Raw genomic sequence first — 18,371 nt, forward strand, 5'->3', positions numbered from 1 at the left:
CCGCGCAACCTTCAATACCCGGTGACTGGCGCGGTGCGACAGGCCCAGTCGGGTTACTGCCTGCTCCAGCCACTGACCATCGCCGTCGCTCAGACGACAGTGCATACGCAACCCCTCCAGCCCGAGATGCGCATTCAGCCCCTGCTGGCGCTGCAATTGGCGCGCGCGTGCTGCAGCAATCTGCGCCGCGGCGGTCGCACTGTCGGGGGTGCCGGGGCCACTGTTGCCCTGTAGGCTGAACGGCTCGTTGCGCATTGCCAGATGCAGGTCGATGCGGTCCAGCAGCGGCCCCGACAGCTTGCTTCGGTAGCGCTGGACCTGCTCGGGTGTGCAGCGACAGCGGCTGGATGGATCGCCCTGATACCCACAGCAGCACGGGCATCATTTCGGGTATGGACATACCGGTTAACCCGCTGCCTACTTGGGGTTGGCATGCTACGGTATTGTCCATAGGTGAATCCATTAATCATGGACATGAGGACTGGATATGTCCATGCCCTGAATTGGAAAAAGTGTACCTGACTTGGCCAAGCGTTTGTATTCGACTTGACCAGCCATTTGCATCGGATGTGCCCCGCGCACGGGTACGTCTTGACCGGCAGGAGTCGGCCAAAAGCGGACGCCTAAAGTTGCGTGCGAAACTAAGGGCGACTCAGACTCCCAGTACGCTCATCCCATTGACTAAGCTTCAATCAGCTGGAACTCACCGCTCCGGTACCTAGCCTCTCTGCAATCATCCTGAATAGACATTAGGAATCTGGACGCTGGGTAGCCGGGCGTAGGGTTGTACGTCAGATATAGCGATTCCCGCGCACGAGTCATTGCCACGTAGAGCCTGGATGCCTCTCGCGATTCCTCATGGGCTTGTATATTTGCCTGGGGCATTACCCCCTCAACCAAACCCATGATGAACACGGTAGCGAACTCGTGCCCTTTCGCGGACTCAATGGTGCTGATTTTAACGTTATCGCTCTCATAGTCGATGTCCTGACGAAGCTCAGCACTTTGTATATCTCTGTTCGTCAGAGCCTGCCGGACCTCCTCTCGTAGTCTATTCTGGGGCGCAATGATGCAGATCTGGCCAGCAGTTTGTCCCATGGCAAGCAGTGATTGGACTTTGTTCGCGACCGCCTCGACTTCATCATTCTGATTCTGGCACTGAATCAACCATGGCTTTTCACCGTGTCGTTTGGCAAAGTCCGGTAGAGATGGGCGGCGGAGATCATCTTCGTCGGTATCCGAGAACTCGAACTTAGAGACCAGGTTGAATGCAGCGGTGAGGATTTCGTGTGTATTCCGGTAGTTCTTTTTGAGGCTAACGCTTCGTCCGACAACATCAATACCAGCTCGTTTGAGTGCAAAGCCCCGTTTGTAGATGCTCTGAGCTCCATCGCCGGCCAGGAATATCCCGTTTTCGACATGGGCCAACACTTCGCCCTCCGGCGTTTTGAGCTTGCTAAGAAGCACGACGTCTAGTTCGGTCAGGTCTTGGACCTCATCGACCAAAACGCTGCGGTACTGGCCAACATTCCCACTTTCTTTAGACATGCGCTCGACAGCTTGGGATACAAGAAGCTCATGATCTTGCTGACGCTTGGATTCAACGCCAGCGGCATAGCGCACTACTACCTTCAAGATCATTTCGCGTGCGGATTTATTGAGCGCTATCGCCCTGCCTCTACGATTGAACAGGCTTGAATCGAGATAGCGCTCAAACTCTGATGGGCACAGGCGACCGCGAACATACTCGAACTCCTCCTTAAGGAAGTTGCGTAGTTCAAGCTCTTGCATTGAGCCCATTGGGGTTTTGGAAAAGCCAGCTTCATCTTTGAGTGTTGCTATAGCGTCTTCCATCAGGACTTGCTGGGCCTCAGGTGCTAAGGGCGCAAAATTGATGCGTACCTGCAATTCGCTAAGCACGTCCCGAGCAAAGGAGTTCATGGTCTTGGTCTGGATGAGTGATTTTTCTGCACCACAAAGCTCATCGACCAGCTTTTCCAAAAGCTTTCTCATGCTTTCCGTAAGCGTCACAAGCACGACAGGCTGATGGTATTTCTTGGCTAGGAAACGAGCTCGATGCACCAGGACTGAGGTTTTTCCGCTTCCCGATACGCCTCGCAGGCGAACGGGTCCCTTATAGTCCCGCTGTACAATTTTTTTCTGTTCTGGGTGCAAGAACAGCATCCAGTCGGAAAATGTTTTTTTCCCGAAAAACTCATCAAGCATGCCTTCGTCGTCGAAGGTAACAAAGTGCTCGGCGTTGGCGATGGAGCGCATTTCCGCCTGAAGGGTATTATCTTCGGATACTACGCTCGCTTCGTCTGCGATAAGTACTCGATGGTTAAGCTCTGCCCAGTCCTTGTTATGAGCCAAGACGAATAGGTCGAAAAGCGTACTAGCTGAATCGTAGTCACCCAGTTCATCCAACTTTACGAGGATGCCATCTGCGTCTTGCTCGAATTGCGCACCAGTTATTCGTTTTGCTAGTGACATTTGATTGTCGTTGCACTTCAGGTTCGACCAATCATCGTCGCTCAAGAATCTAAGGAGAGGAGCTTGGAGCTCGGACTCAGGGCTATCTAAGTCCAAGCGATCGACCGGAACATGGCGGTTACCGTCGTAGGTGGCTGGCATGAAGTTCAGCGTGCCATCCGTTGGGCTTTTTACCCAGGTGTAGTTTCGATGGCTATCCAGCCATCTTTCGGCATCGTCGTGATCCCCAACGAACAGGAATGCCCTGGTTTTTTTCACGCCGTCCACCAGCTGGACAACAAGTCGATAGGCGCCAGGAAGATCGAATTTCTCTACGTTTTTGAGGCGCGACTCGCCATGCTTGGTGCGAGGCAGAGAGCTAATAGAGCCATTTGTTCCTGCTTCGGCCATCGCAGCTCGAACGGCTTGAACGATCTTCTTTTGGCCAGCTTCTTGAAGCGACCTCAGATAGCCGTTGAATTTCTTGGTGTAGATGACTGCTTCCATGATTCTTCCTTGATCTGAGTTGGCTGACGCGGATGAGCGATTTCTGAAGAATGCACTTGGCCTGTTCTTTACTGCAAGCAGCCAGAAGCGGTCACTCACTGCGAGCGGGCAATACTTCGTTTTTCGTAGAGCTAGCCGCGGATACAAGCAGTGACGGAAAACTTCTCTGTCGTTCCATCGGAGCGGTTGACCCAGAAGCACTTGGTGCCGAAGTCGGCGCTTCGAACGCTAAAGTCAATAATGCCACAACCGATTTTCTTGGCAGAATCCGGGTGATTCTCTAGCGCCGCTCGCAAGAAAACTGCGTCGTCAGCGTTGACTCGATCGCCTAAGTCATAACGCCCGAGCATCGCTTTGAGAAACGCAATGGCGTCCCCCCTCCTTTCAAAGTGCAAAGAGCCGAGAGTGATAGGCTTTGCTGGCATAGGTAACCTCTAAGTCGTAGGGTTATTTTACTGCGCTGCTTGATCGGGTAGTGCAAGACGCTCGCGCACCTCGCGAATGATAATGGCTGGAATATCCATTGCGTGAAGTTGGCTTGCGCGCTCGTAGGCCCACGCTATGCATTCCTCCTTGTTTAAATCGTCGCGGGCAATTTTCTCGTATAAAGCAACAGCGCTCATGCGGGAGAGACCAAGCTCCATGAGCGAAAGTAGCGTCGTCGACGAAACGCCAAACTCAAGTTGCATTCCGATATCTATGCCATCATCGATTAGGTCTTCACGGCCAATCTCGCGAAGGTGCAAATGCAGCACATCCATATAAGCGGAAAGGTATTTTGGTGCTTTAAACCGAGCGATCTGCTCCACTAACTCCATCGTGCCACGGATGAGCTCAGGCAACTTGAAAGACCTGCCGACCTTTTGGTGCCAATCAATACTGTCACGAATGATCCTGGCCAGCGAGTACCCCTTTAGCCATTTGACGACGATCAACGCATACAGCTTGATACGAGTCCCGGGTGTGAAAGCAAAAAACAAATGCTCGTTGACTCTCTCCATAATTGTTACGAATCGATCATAGCTGTCGTTGCTCGCGACTTCAGCAGGGAGCAGGTTTTCTACATCACCAGGGTAGGCACGAAAAGCTTCGAGAAGATGCTGAAGGCCAATCGCATTCACGCCTGGGTGTCTGGTGGCAAGGTCGACGCTGATTTCGATCTGCTCTGCTAGCCCCCCTAGGGCTTGGTCGAGTTTCGCAATCGATGCAGCGTCATGGCGTTTCGCAAGGCTAGCCGCTGATATGGAGCCGAGCCGCATAAAAGTGGTGAGCAAATAGGCTCCAACCTGCTCGAACTTATCCTTGTCCTCAATACTGGAGAGATCCGATAGTCCACGTTTAGAGAGATAGTCCGCCATGCCGTCCCCAAGATCGAGAACTGCGTCACTTTCGCGCTTAATGGGATAGCGTGCGCGACCAGGAACCCCGGCCGGCCAAGCCTGCTTGTCTTCCGGATCGATGCAGATGATGTTTCCTTGGAATTCATCACCCCATCTCCCTGCGCGACCAGCCAAGTTCCAGAAGTCGTGCGGCTCCATCGGATGGCCTTTCCCTTTACGCGGTCCGCGCACCACAATTGTCCGACAGGACAGATTCACGCCCTCGATCAAAGTGGAGGTGCATACCAGGAAACGTATCTTACCTAACCGAAATAACCGCTCTATCTCTAAACGGAGCAGTGACGGCATGTTGCCGTAGTGGAACGCTACCCCGAGCTCCACAAGCGGTGCTAGCCGGAAGTCCTGATGCACGCCCTTTCGAGCGAGTTCAGCGAGCTGTGAAAGCTCCAGATCAATACATTCAGGTTTGGGCAAAAGCTGGCTGATCAAGTCAGCAACTTCTTCCGCTTCTCCTGCTCCATTTGCGTAGACAAGGGTTCCACCTCTTTCTCCGGCAGCTGCTGCGATGAATGCGAGGCGCTTCTTAAGTCCGGCTGGTGTACTCGCGAGCTGAAGAACCCCTATTGGAAGTTCTGCGCCTTGCTGTCGTAGCGTAATCGCCCAAAGCTTCGATTTTCGCGGCACTTGGGTCGCGACCATTAGATTCTGAAGAACCGGAGATGAATCGCTATCGACAGCGATGGTCTGCACACCATCGGGGGCGTCCGAGAGTAACTCTTCCGGATTTTGGGTTGCAGGGCTGATGAAAACGGCTTTCAGCTTTGGATTGGCGCGAGTGGCACGCTCTATTGCGTCCTGCAAAATCACGCCGCGCTGGTTGTCACCGATCTTGTGCGCCTCGTCCACGATTAGCAGATCTACCGAAAGCACATCGCTGAGCAAGTTGGCGAGAAGGTGCAGCCGCTCTTGCGTAAAGACGAGAATCACTCGTGCGCCACCCGCCCGCGCAGCTTTATATTTATCGGTGAGGGGAAGGGACGAAACCTCGACTAGTTCGACATTACCGAGGAGCTCCTTAAGATTGGTCTCGATTTCGGAGACAAGCGCGCGGGTCGGAGCGAGATAAACAACCACCCGGCTCTCACCCGCTATTACTTGGTCGATCAACCACTGAAGCACAAGAAACGTCTTACCTGAAGCAGTCGGTGCTGATGCTGATAGCCAGTTATCGCCAGTCGCATTGGTCCAGAAGCGCTGCTGAAAATCGTTTACTTGAAGCCAAGTCCCGCTCGATTGCACCAGGATGGAACGATCTATCTCACGACGCTGAGCCTCAAGACGCAACGCAATACCAAGCCGCGTATCGAGATCAGCTTCCACCAACTCTCGATCAGTGGCTAATGTAATTGCCCGAAAGTTGGAAAGCTTGCCCATCAGGACGGCACCAGCGTCCTTGAATGCTTGATCATCTGTCAAAGAAATTGCAGCGGTTGCGACTCGAAGAGCGGCTTCTTGATCGCCCCTTTGATCGGATCGCGCGAGAATACTGCCGGCGAGCAACAATCTGGGCCAGTCAATTGACGTTGGGGACTGTATCGAGGTATCTGCTGACAGATTGTCGAGTTCATTACGTACTGTGAGTTGAGTGATCGTATCGAGATCGCATCGAACGCCTTCTTGGAGAAGCCACGATTGTAGGTCGGCGAGGCTCATTACTCCTTGACCCCCATTGCCTTTAGGAATGCAGCGCGGAAACCTTCGGCCGACGGCAGAGGGACGCAAAATAACTCGATTTCTATCTGTTCGAGCCTCTCCAATTTCAGCCGTTCGCCAATACGATCCCTCCAACCGCTAAGTGCAGTGCGGGACGCCTCGACGATCTCCTCAGCAACCGCCTTCGCCTCGTCTTTCGGATAGAACGGTGCATCGAAGCCTACAAGGGCCAAGCCGCAATATTGAACCCGCTTCGACATGACCGATGACTTGTCAAAATACTTCTTGAGTGCATCTGTGAGTGCTGGATTGCTAAGGTCGGCCTTATCGCTAAGGAGCATCAAATCGCGCTCCCGCCCTGCATCCTCGTGCTCGGGCTCGATCAAAAAGGGGGAGAGAGAATTGAGACAGTCGCGAATCGCAGCGCTCGCATCCGCGTAAACTTTTGATTCGCCCCAGTAAAGCTTTAAAATGCCCTCTGATGTCACCCCCGCGTACACCCCATCCGCGCCGTGATAGTGCATACGTGTGTCCGTCTTGAGGTCCATCTTGCAAAGAATCTGTGGCAGCTTGAGAAAGCGCTCCGCCAGCAGGAACAGCAGCATCTCTCCGCCCTCACCGGTGTTCGCCAAATCAGTAAACGAGCGCTTGGCACGCTCTATTAGCTCAGCGACTGCCTCGGTGCTGTTGAATCTGTTGTCCCGCGCTTTTGCGTCGGCGAGCTTCGAGCGCGGGATCGCATAATCTACGACGGCATTCCGCATGAACTCTGCCAGTCGATGAGTTTGAACACGGCCATTTCCATCAACTGATAGGCAGTGGCAGTGAATCTTGACTAAGTGCCCATCAATGGGCACGTCACGCTCTACGAGCGTCAGGTAAACCTCAAGTGCTTCTGGGTTCCCCGTCAGAGCAGCTTCGAGATCGGCAGGGGTGATGATCGACAAACGGCCTCCATTCCATATCGTCCGCCCATCTGCCTTCAGATGGCACAACGAGATCACAATGTAACCGGCTTCACTACTGTAGTGAATAGGGCAAGCCACTGTAGGGACTCTCAAATGACCGCTAATGGCCGACATCTGCCTGTCGCAACGGTCGGCTATCGGCCAAAAGCGGACGGATCAAACCTGGTCTGAGTTCGCCGACATTTCAGGTCTGTGGCTCTCTAGGAAAGCCGGGGCGATTCAGAGGGGCCAATACCGTTCGGCCGTATAAGCTGGGGAGGGGGAGTCGGACGCGAGGGCGGAGAGAATTCCAACGAGTCTAAGAGCGGGGTGAACTGCTCTGAAAGAAACGTTCTCCGCTCGGAGTACGTTTGGTATTTCCCCTTTATCCAAGTCCAAAAAGTATCAAGGGAGCCATGTTGTCTCACGAATGCTGGGAGTGCTGCGCTCATTGCAGGATCACTCAGCAGTTCACGTCGAAGATGGAGATACTCATTCGGATCCGCAGCATTGCCAGTAGCTCGGGCCACCAAGAGGTTTTGTAGGTAGCTGACCTTGTCGAATGTGCTAACCAGGAATTCTATGGACACGGGGAAGCCTCTTTATCTTACAGAGTGTCATGAGGAAAGACGGATTTAGGCTGAGATTATTCAGCCCATAACCTTGTTCCAGTCGATTGCATAGCCCGCCTGTTTCAACTCGCGTGCCAGTGCGGTTTTCCACTCGCCGGACATCTCTGTCCAAACTACCCCGGCAAAGTCGGTAGGTATTTCCACTTCTCCAGATCTCAGCGCGCAGACCTTGTCACGACCCAGCGCACCCATAAAGTAACCAAGCTCCAGTAGCACATTCTGCCTCACGCGAGGTTCCACCTGGCCGCCCGCTTTGCAGCCAACATCGTCGGGCGTTAGCAGCACCACGGCCATTCCCACATCAGAATTGTGCTCGATTTTCTCAATGATCGTGCGCCCACTATTGGCCTGCTCGTGGAGGATGATCACCTTGAGGCCGAGCTTCTCTAGGAAGCGTGCAACGGTTTCACGGACAGCTTCATCGTGCCCATGGACGAGAAAAACTCGAGAGGAGTCCGCTGATGAACTAGCTTTCGTTGCTGGCGCAAGAAGGCTAGGCCCAAGGTCTTCAAGGTCCGCTTTTAAGGCATTTATCGCTTGGCCTAGCAGCGCTTTCGCCGCTTCTATATTTGTTTTTGTGTGTGCTTTGTAGTTGGGCTCTGGCATTCCAGATACCCAAATCATCTGATGGTAATGCAGCTCCTGCGCCGCTTTATAACGATTGGCTGCGGTAGTGTTTACTCCGAAATAGCGCTCCAACGTATCTTCAATACTGCGCTCTAGAGCCTGGAGTTCGGGAGATGTCCCATTCTTCAATGTGTTGAGATCAAACGCATCAAGATCCGCAATTCTTTGCTCAAGCCGGTCAATTCCTTTCTGCAGCTGATCTGTCGTCAAGTGAACCTTTGGTTGAACAACCGGGGATGGGGGTGACTTCCGAGCCATAGCTACTCCTTGGTATGTGGCTATGTCCGATCATGCCATTACGCGGGGTGGAGCAAAACTGCAAAAGGTCAATAGCCACGATTTTGTTGTCCGTCAGCACGAATTCAAGCGTCTTCGGCGTTGGCATCTCCAAATCGTAGCCCGCATTCAGTGGCAGACTCTGCACCGTTCCGGAAATAGCGCGTGTTAGCTTCTGGCCGGAAGGCGCCTATCGCAACAGGCAGGATCCGGCCAAAAGACCGTGACAGATTAATGGGGCTCGGGACGGCCAGAGCTGCTAGCGCAGCTCCCCATGGCTCTCGGCCAGACTATGGTAACAATCTACGGCCAAACTATGGGTTCATGCACAGTCAGCACGGAGGGCGCGGGGAAAGGTGCAGGTAACGCTGCTTTGAATGAGTGCCGATCTTAGGCGTTCAAGCCTGCCCATCCGTGCCAACCGACGTAAACACCCACGCCAATAATCAGCAAGCTTGAGAGATATGGGGCGCGCCGCGCCACAGCGCCCATCCAAGGCCAGCGATTGGACGCATGGCGTGTTCCGATTGCAGCCGCAACACCGACCGTGACCAGCGTCAACGCCAAACCAATGCTGAAACCGAGGACCAAGACAGCACCTAACGTAACTTCCTTAACCTGCAGACAGAGCAGCAGCACCGTGATTGCAGCGGGGCAGGGAATCAGCCCACCGGTCAGGCCGAACAAAATGACCTGGCCGGTGGTTACGTTACGACTGGCAAAGCGCTGACGAATGTCGTTTGCGTGCGCCCGCTCATGGGCATCCTGATACCCCTCCAGCGATAACTCCAGACCTTCCAACTCGTCATGAGCGTGATCATGCTCGCAAAACGACAGATCGTAGTCATGTGAATGCCCGGCGTGCCCGAGGCTGAGCCGTGCGTCAAAGGCATGAGGTTCGGGAATATCGTCCACCGATTCCAGGTAGCCATCGCGCTCAACAAAGGTGAAGAGCCCAACAGTCCCGTTCTCACGAGTGATCTGCAGTCGCACATCTGCCGCCTTCCACGGGTGTCCGCTGAGCGTTCGCAGACGCCACCGTGGCGGCACCTCTTCTTCAAAAATGGCCAGTTCAATACGCCCATGCCCGGTGTCGATGTGACGGGTTTCAGCGTGCACATGGTCATGTGAATGGTGGTGATCGTCGCCCTGCTCAAAGCGCCACATCTGCTCGCCACGCCAAGTACGCCAGAGCATCCAAAGCGCGATGATGATGATCAGCGCTGCCGAGGCAAGCTGGAAATAGGGCTCAGTGGTTTCAGCGTCAAGGTTCTGCCCCAGATACATGCCGCCAATGGCGACCAGCCAGACCACCACTGTATGCGAAGCCGTCGCCGCCAACCCGAGCAATATGGCCTGACCGACCGTGCCCCGAATCGCCACGATGAACGCCGCCATCATGGTCTTCGAGTGTCCCGGCTCAAGACCGTGTAACGCACCCAGTACGATAGCTGTCGGGACATACAGCCAAGCCTGCGAAGCGCCCTGCTGCAGAAGTTCTGCGAAAGAAGACATGGCTCAGTTCTCAGAGATACTTGGTAATTTGCTTGAACTCTTCCAGCGGTGCCCGCTCACCATTGGTGAGTGCCCCGACGGTATGCTCCAGGCAATGGTCGATATGATCCTGAATTAGCGTGCGCTTGGCCTGGCATACAGCCTTTTCAACGGCGTGCAACTGCTGGGCAATATCCACGCAGGCTCGCTGGTCTTCGATCATGCCGACTATGCTGCGCAGGTGACCCTCAGCACGCTTCAACCTTTTGATGATTTCCGTATGACTTTGGTGCTTATGTTCGCCTTGGAGCTTGCTCATCGCGGAGTCTCATGCAACGATATTGAGACCAGCATCCTATCCCCCTGGGGGGGATGCAGCAACACAAACTTTTCTGATGCTGAGTCTGAGTATCGTCGTCAATGCTGATACATCTCACCGCTTCCCGCTCATTGCCCATTCTGGCGCTTCTGTCGATGCTGCTATGGGCCGGGCATGCGCTGGCAGGCTATACAGACGGTAACGGGCAAGGTGCTCAAGCAACTTACGACAGCCACCCGCACAGCGGCGACGACGACTTAAGCAGCCAAAGCCTGCAACCGGGTGATGACCACCAGCACTCATCGCTGGTCGCAGACCATCTGCATGAAACCCCTCACCTGACAGCTTGGCCGCGAGCGCCCCGCACGCAGGCAGAGGCACCCGCTTTCGGCTATGCCAAGAGGCTGGTCATCAGCCCACCCACCCGCATTGAGCGACCACCACGCACCTGATCGGCATTCTGACACCGGCCTAAGAGCCCAGATCTCCACAACTCAGGATTTTTTTATGCAATCACTATCTCTGCGCGGATATGGCGCGATGCGGCGACCGTTACTCTTGCTGCTGGTATTAGCGTTAATGCTGGTCGGCATGCCCGAGGCACTCGCTCACGGCGTGCCGGAAGGCGACAAAGGCTTCATACAGGAAAGCACCGGCGTGCTGTTTGTTCCGTTCATGTACATGGGCGCAAAGCACATGATTACCGGCTATGACCATTTGCTGTTCCTGTTCGGAGTGATCTTCTTTCTGTACCGCCTGAAAGATGTTGGCCTCTACGTCACGCTGTTTGCGGTGGGGCATTCGATCACGCTGCTGTTTGGGGTGCTGAGCAGCATCAGCATCAGCCCCTACGTGATCGATGCCATCATCGGTTTTTCAGTGGTGTACAAAGCACTCGACAACCTTGGAGCCTTTCAACGCTGGTTTGGAGTCCAGCCTGATACACGTGCCGCCACGTTGATCTTCGGCTTACTGCACGGCTTCGGTCTGGCGACCAAGATTCAGGAGTTTGAAATTTCACCGGATGGCCTGATCGTCAATCTGATCGCCTTCAACGTCGGCGTAGAAATCGGCCAGCTACTCGCCCTTGGCGCGATTCTCATTCTGATGGGGTACTGGCGACGCACAGCCAGCTTTTGGCGTCATGCCTACACAGCCAACGTCGCCATGATGAGCGCCGGTTTCCTGTTGATGGGTTACCAGCTCACCGGCCTGATCGTTTCTCAGTAAGGAATTTTCATATGTTCAATAGCAAAGCTCCAACCCTTAATGAGCTGCCGAGCAGTCTCCAGCTGCTGCGCTCGACTGTCATCGCCCTGCTGGTGGCCATCGCCCTGCTGGTTACTGTGGTCATGCCATCTGAATACGCAATTGACCCAACTGGCGCAGGTCGTCTGCTTGGCCTTACCCAGATGGGTGAGATTAAACAACAGCTTGCCGAGGAAGCCGCTGCAGAAGTTACCGCACCCGTTGCACAGGTAGCGGTCGCCGCACCTCCAGTGGTTCAGCCAGCGCCTGAACCCGTAGCCGCTGAGCCGGTCGTAGCGCAAACGCCTGCTGTTGACGAAGTAGCAGCAGAGCCAGAAGTAGCCCGCCTGCAACACGAAATGAGCATATCCCTTGCCCCTGGTCAGGGTGCGGAGATCAAACTGGAAATGCTCAAAGGCACCAAGGTGAGTTACTTCTGGACGGCCAACGGCGGTCAGGTGAACTACGACACCCATGGTGATCCCTACGGCGCACCACGTGACTTTTACCATGGCTACGGCAAGGGTCGCTTTACGCCAGAGGACAGCGGTGTACTGGAGGCAGCTTTCGACGGTATGCACGGCTGGTTCTGGCGTAATCGGACTGACAAGCCAGTGACTTTGACGCTGCGCACCGAGGGTGATTACATCGCCATCAAGCGCGTTATCTAGATAATGACGAGGGCTGCGCCGAAAATGCGCAGCTCTTTTAAGCGCTGTGGGGTTTTCCGCAAAGCGGGACGACAAGGACTCCTACGGATTTAACTGGATTCAAGCGTCATGTTTCTTCAAGTTGACCATGACTGCTGCTGGCCGGCAGCTGCCTGTCATCGATGACCGCCTCCGGCCAAAACCTGCCCGTGGTGACAGTCGCAGTCGAACCTGGATTTCCTGCGTCTTTAGTGATGTAAGTCAATCATAATCGTGCCGGCGGGAATATCGCGGAACAGCCATCGCCCATCGGATAGCTTTTGCATGGCGCTGCCAGAGACCGGCCGCAGGCCAGTTGGCAACTCAAATACCAGATCTTTAATAGGCTCTTGCGCTTGGACGTTGAGCACAATTTGACCGCGTTGCGCCAGCACATCGACCTCGACTTTATCGCGTGCAGCCCACCAGCTGCCGTACTGGCTCATGGTTCCAAACCAGGCGAATGGTTTGAGTCGAGGAAGGATCTGCTCCAAGAAGCGGTACTTATGGTCAACTTCATTCGGGTGAAGCAGCATCACGTAACTTGCGCCATATCGGGCAAGCTTCTCGGCCAGCTCAACCGCCTCCTCGACTCGCTGATCCATAATCGGCGGTATCTCATCTTCAATCGCAATTGGAAACTCAAACACTGTCGTTTCATCGCTATACATCCGTTGCGTGTTTGTGCGAAACGGTAAGTGTGTGGTGAGGTTCCCTGCAGTTGCTGAACTCGAAAAGCGATAGCCCGATGCGGCCAGAGCCTCAGGGAGGCGAGGCGGTGTTGCTAGATAGCCGGGACGGAACGAGACCACCGAGCGACCGGTCAGTTGCTCCAACAAAAAGCGGCTCACCCTAAGCTCGCCCATCACCGTCGCACCTTGCGTATCGCCGAGAGCCTTAACCCTCGGCTGGTAGGTCGGATATTGCTCGCTCCCATCACCAAGCGGAAGCGAGGCGTACATGTCGGAATGGCTAACTGAGTGGCTGGCTATCTCCATACCAGCCGCCACCAAGGCATCCATCGCAGCAAGCGTACGGTCGTTGAAAAAACCTTCGTCCTGAAAGTCGCGGTAGTATTTTGTTTGTAGGAAAAAGGTTGCCGGTATTCCTTCCCGCACGAGCAAGTCCCGATAGGCAAGTAGATTGCCCATCGACTTGACGTAATCCACATCAAACGTCACGACCGCAGCCAGGCGTTGGCCTTGTGGCACAGAGCCAATCGTGACGGCTAGCGGTTCGTGCTGGCGATAGACAGCCCTGAGCCAGCGCAGCCATACGTCGACGGAGGGCTCATAACCATTGGCATAGGCCCGGTAGCCTTGGTCATTACGATCGTTGTGCGCTCGCATGATGAAAAAGCCGAGGTCAAAACCCAACGCATATGCGCTGCCGCCTGCCTTGTTGTCTCCTCTGACCAAAGCGGCGGATCCGTCTTCGAACCTGGCCAAAACCTGCTGCGCATTCACATACGTTTGCGTGCCGATCCAACTTGTCGGCAGATCAGGCTGGCCAAGCAGTACTGTCTTTTCATGGGGATCGCTGATCCAGCCAAGGGCTGGCGCTTGTTCGAAGGTGATACTGTGGTGAGCTCGCGATTCCAAAGTCGATTCGAAGCCAAACAGATCGTGTAGTCCGCCACCCAGCACTTGTGTGGCTATTAGAGTCCGTCCTGCTTCCACGTGGCGGCGCAGCGCTGTGCGCCCAGCATCGTCAAGGGTGCGTCCCGAAAGCAACGGATACACGAGGACGACGTTATGACGAGTAGCCTCGGCGACGTCATCGGTAATAGTGAACGGCACGCCGATACTTTTGAGGCCATGAGACAGGCCGAGCCAAGCGGAATCCTTATCAGTCAACAAGATTGCAAGACGAGAAGGCTCTCCGCTGGCGAAGCGATTCCAGTCGGAACGCCCCTGGTCAGAGATATGGCTCACTTCAGTAGGCCCGTTTAGATCATCTAAGCGATCAAATGTGTTTCGCTCGATAAAAGCGGTAACGGCAACTATCAGCAAACTGACAAGAACTATAATGGCGATGGCACGTGCCAAGATGGCAGGCTTGTTTACGAACGGCACGAAGACCTCGTCGGTGCAAGTAGAAAATTAGCATCTTGGAGCAATGCGAGGCAGGAAACGTTAGAGCGGCAACCGGCTCCTGCTGCTTCCGGATCGTAGCTGTTTCGTTTATTAGCAATAGATTTTCATAGTTGTTGGCCGGTTGGATAATATTCCCACTCTTGCCAGTCGATACCCCCTACAGCCAAAGGCTGCAGCCTAGCCCGCCAAAAGCTGTCCTGCTCTTGAAGTAGAGCCTGTGCTGCGCCGCCCCAGGTTTCTTCAGGCGCAAGCTGAGGCTCTATGCTCTGCGCGAGTCGAAAGCGCACGGCCGGCCAGCGCTGAGCGATTTTCTCCGTGAGCTGGGCGCTGCGTTCAGCACTGCGGGTGTAGATCATCAAACTCACCTTACTTACACCGATGGAAGGTAGCTCACACGGAGCGCAAGGAAAGCCACCCATCTCCTCAGTAAACCAGCGGTAATGGCTCGATATTTCGACAGGCCAAGGACTAGCGGCTGCCACATGCTTTAGCGTGTCCAGCCATTCACGCACATGTTTCGCCGGAACCGGCCAGCCACGCTGCTCAACTTCCAGATCCAGATGAAGTGCTGAGAACGACACAGACTTCAATTTCGAAATGATGGCGATCAGCGAAGCGCGGTTCTCAGGCGCCATCCAGTCTGGATCACCCAAAAGCAGCACAGGCTCGAAGCCACGTTTTCTGAGCGTTATGGCAACCGCATCGAGCGTCCGCACAACTTCCGGTTGCGCTAATTGCTCGGCGCTCAGCCCGATATATAGACGTTGGATGCCCGTGCGGTCCAGGCGAGACAGCTCGTCGGTTCGAGTAGCAGGATTGAGCAACGCACGGCTATCCCAAATGTACACGCCCCGCCTCCAGGCCTGGGTAGCCTCGGGTTCAGCAGCGTTTACTTCCAGAAAGTGCAATTGCGCCGGTGACATAACCTCTGCCGGCGCAGCGAAAGCCAGGCAACTTAGCAAGCCGCACACTAGAAGCTGGCGCATTTGAAACTTCTTCGCTTTAAGGAGAACCCACCACGGTGCCATGGCTGATGATTCACGATCACGTCGCAGCATTTCATTGAGCATCGCAACCGCGCTCCAGCATCGAATGACAATATGAGCCACGGAAGATCTGGACGCCCCGCCACAGGCGTAGGTATCCGCGTAGCGATAGTTTTGCACCATGCGAATCTAACCGAGTGGCGGTTTCACGTTATCAACCAAAACCGTCACTAGTGACTAGGAAGTCTCAGGGGTACGAGTCGTCAAGAAGCCAGCGGACATTGAGGGCAAGTCCAATGTGCCGAGACGAGGTTTCCAATCCCCGCCCCGCTAAACGGTATGTTGCATACAGCCAGCGCTGCAAGCGAACTGCATAGGTCAGCCCGTCCAGCTACACGGGTGGACACCATCTGCTTCGGGTCGATCGCTCTCAAGGACTGCTTTTGGCCGGTTAGCAACCACTTCTCTGGCTAGCCATGCTTGTCCTCCCACATGTGGAGGACTTGCCATGAACATCACTGCTACCTGCACCCGCCGGCCCTGGAACAAAGGAAAGTTGGTCGGACAGAAAACCCCGCTCCGGCTGAGAGATATCTGGGCCATCCGAGTAAGGCTTCAGCTTGCAGAACGAACCCGGGATCTGGCTTTGTTCGATCTGGCCATCGACAGCAAGCTTCGAGCCTGCGACTTAACCAAGCTCCGTGTATGCGACGTTGCTCATGGCGAGCATGTGTCATCACGAGCAATGGTTATGCAGCAGAAAACGAAGCGACCAGTGCAGTTCGAAATTACTGAGCAAACACGGGCTGCTCTCGCGGCCTGGATACACCAAGCCCAGCTCCGTAGCCAGGACTGCCTTTTCCCGAGCAGGCTGCACACCTCAGACCATCTATCCACTCGTCAATACGCTCGTATCGTCAAAGGCTGGGTGCAAACCATTGGCCTTGATCCGGCCATGTATGGCACTCACACAATGAGACGTACAAAGGCATCACTGATCTATCGCAGGACAAAGAACTTGCGGGCCGTTCAACTTCTGCTTGGCCATACGAAGCTGGAGAGCACCGTTCGATATCTTGGGATTGAGGTCGACGACGCCTTGGAAATGGCAGAGCAGACCGAGGTTTGACCATGTATAGCGACGGTCGAAGTCAGGCCGTCGCTAACCGGCCAATAAGTGCCGCACAAATCCCGGCGGGTGCAGATTTCCGGGCGGTTTGCGCCAGATCAGTTGGAGACGCTTTTCAAGCCCCGGGATGGGAAGAGCTACCAGCGCGCCACTGCGAACTTCGTCTTGTACTGCGGAAGCCATCACCAACGACACGCCGAGTCCCGCCCTGACTGCTTGTTTGACTGCCTCGGTGCTGCCTAGCTGCATACCGCTGCGAGGCACGCCCAGCTCGCCAAAGTATTCGGTCAGAAGCCGTCCGGTACCGCTACCCGGTTCACCTCCCAGCATCGGCAGGTCCACCAGACGATCGCGTTCTATGCACCCTGCTTCAGCCAGCGGATGGTCGGGGCTGACGATAAGTACCAGCGGCTCGACCCGCCAGAGGCGGTGTTCGAAGTCGGGGTGAGGTAGCCACCATTCCATGATCGCGGCGTCGAGCTGGCCCGCCAGTAGCTGGTCGGCCACATCCGGGTTGGCGGCGATGCGCAGATCCACCTCGCCCCTCTCATTTGCGGTCGTCAGATAGCTGCGCACGAATGGCTGGAGAAGGTAGGTGCCGATGTTGGAGCTGGCCCCGACGCGCTCACTATTTCCATGCAGGGCTTCTAGCGCCCGGGCGTGCATGTCGAGCAAGGCGGTCGCATGCGGCATGAAGGCCAGCGCCCGTGTGGTAGGCTGGCAGCCGCTACGACTGCGCTGCACCAGCGTTACGCCGACCTGCTCTTCAAGCTTCTGCAAGTGCTGCGACACCGTCGGCTGGGCCAGCCCCAACGCCCTCGCCGCGCTCTGAAAACTGCCTGTTTGAACGATCGCTACCAGGCTCTTCAGCCAGACCGGATTCAACATGCGGCAGGCTCGGCCTTGGGCAGACGGTTCGCAGCGTTGATTGGGCGCGCACCTGCCAATACCTGGATGATGTTCTGCGCTGCACAACGTTCAATCTCCAGGCGCACCGCGCGCACTGCCGACCCTATGTGCGGAGTGAACAGCGTATTCGGATGCGCGAGCAGCGCAGGATCGATCAGCCGCGGCCGGTCCGCGCGAGCCCAGTCTTCCATTTCGAATACATCCGCCGCATACCCGCCGAGCTGGCCTCGCTCAAGCGCCGCGAGCACGGCGGCTTCATCCACTACCGAACCACGACAGGGGTTTACAAGCAGAGCGCCCGGCCGTACGAGGGCAAGCAGCTCGGCGTTGACCAGATGCTGGGTATCGGCATTCAAGGGAAGCGCCAGCAGGATGAAGTCCGAGCTGGCGAAGAGTTCGCTGCACGCCACCCGGCGCAGGCCGAGCCGTTGCTCGGTTTGTGTATCCAGAGCCTTCGCCTCGTGGTACTGCAGGGTCGCGCCCCATCCCTGCAAGCGATCAGCCATGGCCAGTCCGATGGCGCCCATGCCAAGGATGCCGACCGTAGCGTTATCCAGCCCCGTGCCGTAGAACTGTGGTTGCCAGCCCTGGAACTCGCCAGAGCGGACGAACGCATCTGCTGCCCGCAGATGCCGCCCCAGCCCCACCGCCAGTCCGATCGCCAGCTCGGCAGTCGGGACCGTCAACAGATCAGGCACGAAGGTCAGCCAGACCCCGCGGGCAGTACAGGCGTCCACATCGAAATTGTCGAAGCCCTTGAGCGCGCAGCCGACTACACGCAGCTCAGGGCAGGCTTGAAGAAAGTCTGCATCGACCCGATCGGGCATGAACGCCATCATCGCCTGAGCATCGCGGCAGCGGCGCAGAATTTCCTCGCGCGGCAGCGTGCTGTCGGTCTGGTTGGTCATCAGCTCGCAATGTGGCGCCAGCAGTTGCAGGATCTCATCGTGTACTCGGTGAGTTATAACGAGTTTCGGCAGCATGGTT

General features: G+C 55.6%; 15 protein-coding genes and 1 pseudogene. 4 read left to right on the forward strand and 12 right to left on the reverse strand.

Annotated elements, in window-relative coordinates; translation table 11 throughout:
• The 8 genes and pseudogenes from C1949_RS16590 to C1949_RS16630 all read right to left on the reverse strand — a co-directional run.
• A pseudogene (locus C1949_RS16590) lies at positions 1-378 on the reverse strand (magnesium chelatase subunit ChlI family protein); the annotation flags it as partial.
• A 303-nt stretch (positions 379-681) separates the two neighbouring features.
• The gene (locus tag C1949_RS16595; RefSeq protein WP_104739573.1) at positions 682-2,979 is read right to left on the reverse strand and encodes a 3'-5' exonuclease; all 2,298 of its coding nucleotides are present in this window, start codon (positions 2,977-2,979) and stop codon (positions 682-684) included.
• A gap of 131 nt (positions 2,980-3,110) precedes the next feature.
• Positions 3,111-3,404: a DCL family protein gene (locus C1949_RS16600; RefSeq protein ID WP_092383472.1), complete on the reverse strand. Its 294-nt coding sequence runs from the start codon at positions 3,402-3,404 to the stop codon at positions 3,111-3,113.
• Between the two features lie 27 nt (positions 3,405-3,431).
• Positions 3,432-6,032 carry a DEAD/DEAH box helicase gene (locus tag C1949_RS16605; protein ID WP_104739574.1) on the reverse strand — a complete coding sequence of 867 codons (2,601 nt, stop codon included), beginning with the start codon at positions 6,030-6,032 and terminating at the stop codon, positions 3,432-3,434.
• Positions 6,032-6,979 carry a HamA C-terminal domain-containing protein gene (locus C1949_RS16610; protein ID WP_104739575.1) on the reverse strand — a complete coding sequence of 316 codons (948 nt, stop codon included), beginning with the start codon at positions 6,977-6,979 and terminating at the stop codon, positions 6,032-6,034. The genes C1949_RS16605 and C1949_RS16610 overlap by 1 nt, the downstream gene beginning before the upstream one ends.
• Positions 6,980-7,629: 650 nt before the next feature.
• Complete coding sequence (locus C1949_RS16620) at positions 7,630-8,496, reverse strand: TIR domain-containing protein (protein WP_096005311.1); 867 nt, start codon at positions 8,494-8,496, stop codon at positions 7,630-7,632.
• Between the two features lie 408 nt (positions 8,497-8,904).
• Positions 8,905-10,029 carry a nickel/cobalt efflux transporter gene (locus C1949_RS16625; RefSeq protein WP_096005312.1) on the reverse strand — a complete coding sequence of 375 codons (1,125 nt, stop codon included), beginning with the start codon at positions 10,027-10,029 and terminating at the stop codon, positions 8,905-8,907.
• Positions 10,030-10,039: 10 nt separating this feature from the next.
• A complete protein-coding gene (locus tag C1949_RS16630; RefSeq protein WP_096005313.1) occupies positions 10,040-10,327 on the reverse strand; it encodes a metal-sensing transcriptional repressor in 288 nt (95 codons plus the stop codon).
• Positions 10,328-10,428: 101 nt separating this feature from the next.
• Here C1949_RS16630 and C1949_RS16635 point away from each other — a divergent pair, with 101 nt between their 5' ends.
• The 3 genes from C1949_RS16635 to C1949_RS16645 are packed head-to-tail and all read left to right on the forward strand — an operon-like array spanning position 10,429 to position 12,246.
• The gene (locus C1949_RS16635) at positions 10,429-10,779 is read left to right on the forward strand and encodes a hypothetical protein (protein ID WP_146040344.1); all 351 of its coding nucleotides are present in this window, start codon (positions 10,429-10,431) and stop codon (positions 10,777-10,779) included.
• A 55-nt stretch (positions 10,780-10,834) separates the two neighbouring features.
• Positions 10,835-11,557 carry a HupE/UreJ family protein gene (locus tag C1949_RS16640; RefSeq protein WP_096005315.1) on the forward strand — a complete coding sequence of 241 codons (723 nt, stop codon included), beginning with the start codon at positions 10,835-10,837 and terminating at the stop codon, positions 11,555-11,557.
• Between the two features lie 11 nt (positions 11,558-11,568).
• Positions 11,569-12,246, forward strand: a complete 678-nt coding sequence (locus tag C1949_RS16645; protein ID WP_096005316.1) for a transmembrane anchor protein — start codon at positions 11,569-11,571, stop codon at positions 12,244-12,246.
• Positions 12,247-12,473: 227 nt separating this feature from the next.
• Here the strand turns inward: C1949_RS16645 and C1949_RS16650 are convergent, their stop codons facing one another.
• Both C1949_RS16650 and C1949_RS16655 read right to left on the reverse strand, forming a co-directional pair.
• Positions 12,474-14,339: a polysaccharide deacetylase family protein gene (locus C1949_RS16650; protein WP_104739576.1), complete on the reverse strand. Its 1,866-nt coding sequence runs from the start codon at positions 14,337-14,339 to the stop codon at positions 12,474-12,476.
• A gap of 125 nt (positions 14,340-14,464) precedes the next feature.
• Complete coding sequence (locus C1949_RS16655) at positions 14,465-15,430, reverse strand: hypothetical protein (RefSeq protein WP_165771289.1); 966 nt, start codon at positions 15,428-15,430, stop codon at positions 14,465-14,467.
• 424 nt (positions 15,431-15,854) lie between these two features.
• On the opposite strand from C1949_RS16655, the gene C1949_RS16660 reads away from it, so the two are divergent.
• Positions 15,855-16,475, forward strand: a complete 621-nt coding sequence (locus tag C1949_RS16660) for a tyrosine-type recombinase/integrase (RefSeq protein WP_096005319.1) — start codon at positions 15,855-15,857, stop codon at positions 16,473-16,475.
• Positions 16,476-16,508: 33 nt separating this feature from the next.
• Here C1949_RS16660 and C1949_RS16665 read toward each other — a convergent pair whose 3' ends face one another.
• Both C1949_RS16665 and ptxD read right to left on the reverse strand, forming a co-directional pair.
• The gene (locus C1949_RS16665; protein ID WP_003118389.1) at positions 16,509-17,363 is read right to left on the reverse strand and encodes a LysR family transcriptional regulator; all 855 of its coding nucleotides are present in this window, start codon (positions 17,361-17,363) and stop codon (positions 16,509-16,511) included.
• On the reverse strand, positions 17,357-18,367 hold the full coding sequence (gene ptxD, locus C1949_RS16670) for a phosphonate dehydrogenase PtxD (protein WP_063142062.1): 1,011 nt from the start codon (positions 18,365-18,367) through the stop codon (positions 17,357-17,359). Before ptxD ends, C1949_RS16665 begins: the two co-directional genes overlap by 7 nt.
• Between the last annotated feature and the right edge of the window lie 4 nt (positions 18,368-18,371).

Origin of the sequence: Halopseudomonas oceani, assembly GCF_002903165.1 — a bacterium.
GTDB classification, from domain to species: Bacteria; Pseudomonadota; Gammaproteobacteria; order Pseudomonadales; family Pseudomonadaceae; genus Halopseudomonas; species Halopseudomonas oceani.

What these genes read in the sequence shown, in the direction of transcription:
- C1949_RS16625 (WP_096005312.1), bottom strand. Translation starts at nt 10,029, where the DNA reads ATGTCTTCTTTCGCAGAACTTCTGCAGCAGGGCGCTTCGCAGGCTTGG.
- C1949_RS16595 (WP_104739573.1), bottom strand. Translation starts at nt 2,979, where the DNA reads ATGGAAGCAGTCATCTACACCAAGAAATTCAACGGCTATCTGAGGTCG.
- C1949_RS16665 (WP_003118389.1), bottom strand. Translation starts at nt 17,363, where the DNA reads ATGTTGAATCCGGTCTGGCTGAAGAGCCTGGTAGCGATCGTTCAAACA.
- C1949_RS16655 (WP_165771289.1), bottom strand. Translation starts at nt 15,430, where the DNA reads ATGCTCAATGAAATGCTGCGACGTGATCGTGAATCATCAGCCATGGCA.
- C1949_RS16645 (WP_096005316.1), top strand. Translation starts at nt 11,569, where the DNA reads ATGTTCAATAGCAAAGCTCCAACCCTTAATGAGCTGCCGAGCAGTCTC.
- C1949_RS16620 (WP_096005311.1), bottom strand. Translation starts at nt 8,496, where the DNA reads ATGGCTCGGAAGTCACCCCCATCCCCGGTTGTTCAACCAAAGGTTCAC.
- C1949_RS16640 (WP_096005315.1), top strand. Translation starts at nt 10,835, where the DNA reads ATGCAATCACTATCTCTGCGCGGATATGGCGCGATGCGGCGACCGTTA.
- C1949_RS16635 (WP_146040344.1), top strand. Translation starts at nt 10,429, where the DNA reads ATGCTGATACATCTCACCGCTTCCCGCTCATTGCCCATTCTGGCGCTT.
- C1949_RS16630 (WP_096005313.1), bottom strand. Translation starts at nt 10,327, where the DNA reads ATGAGCAAGCTCCAAGGCGAACATAAGCACCAAAGTCATACGGAAATC.
- ptxD (WP_063142062.1), bottom strand. Translation starts at nt 18,367, where the DNA reads ATGCTGCCGAAACTCGTTATAACTCACCGAGTACACGATGAGATCCTG.
- C1949_RS16605 (WP_104739574.1), bottom strand. Translation starts at nt 6,032, where the DNA reads ATGAGCCTCGCCGACCTACAATCGTGGCTTCTCCAAGAAGGCGTTCGA.
- C1949_RS16660 (WP_096005319.1), top strand. Translation starts at nt 15,855, where the DNA reads ATGAACATCACTGCTACCTGCACCCGCCGGCCCTGGAACAAAGGAAAG.
- C1949_RS16600 (WP_092383472.1), bottom strand. Translation starts at nt 3,404, where the DNA reads ATGCCAGCAAAGCCTATCACTCTCGGCTCTTTGCACTTTGAAAGGAGG.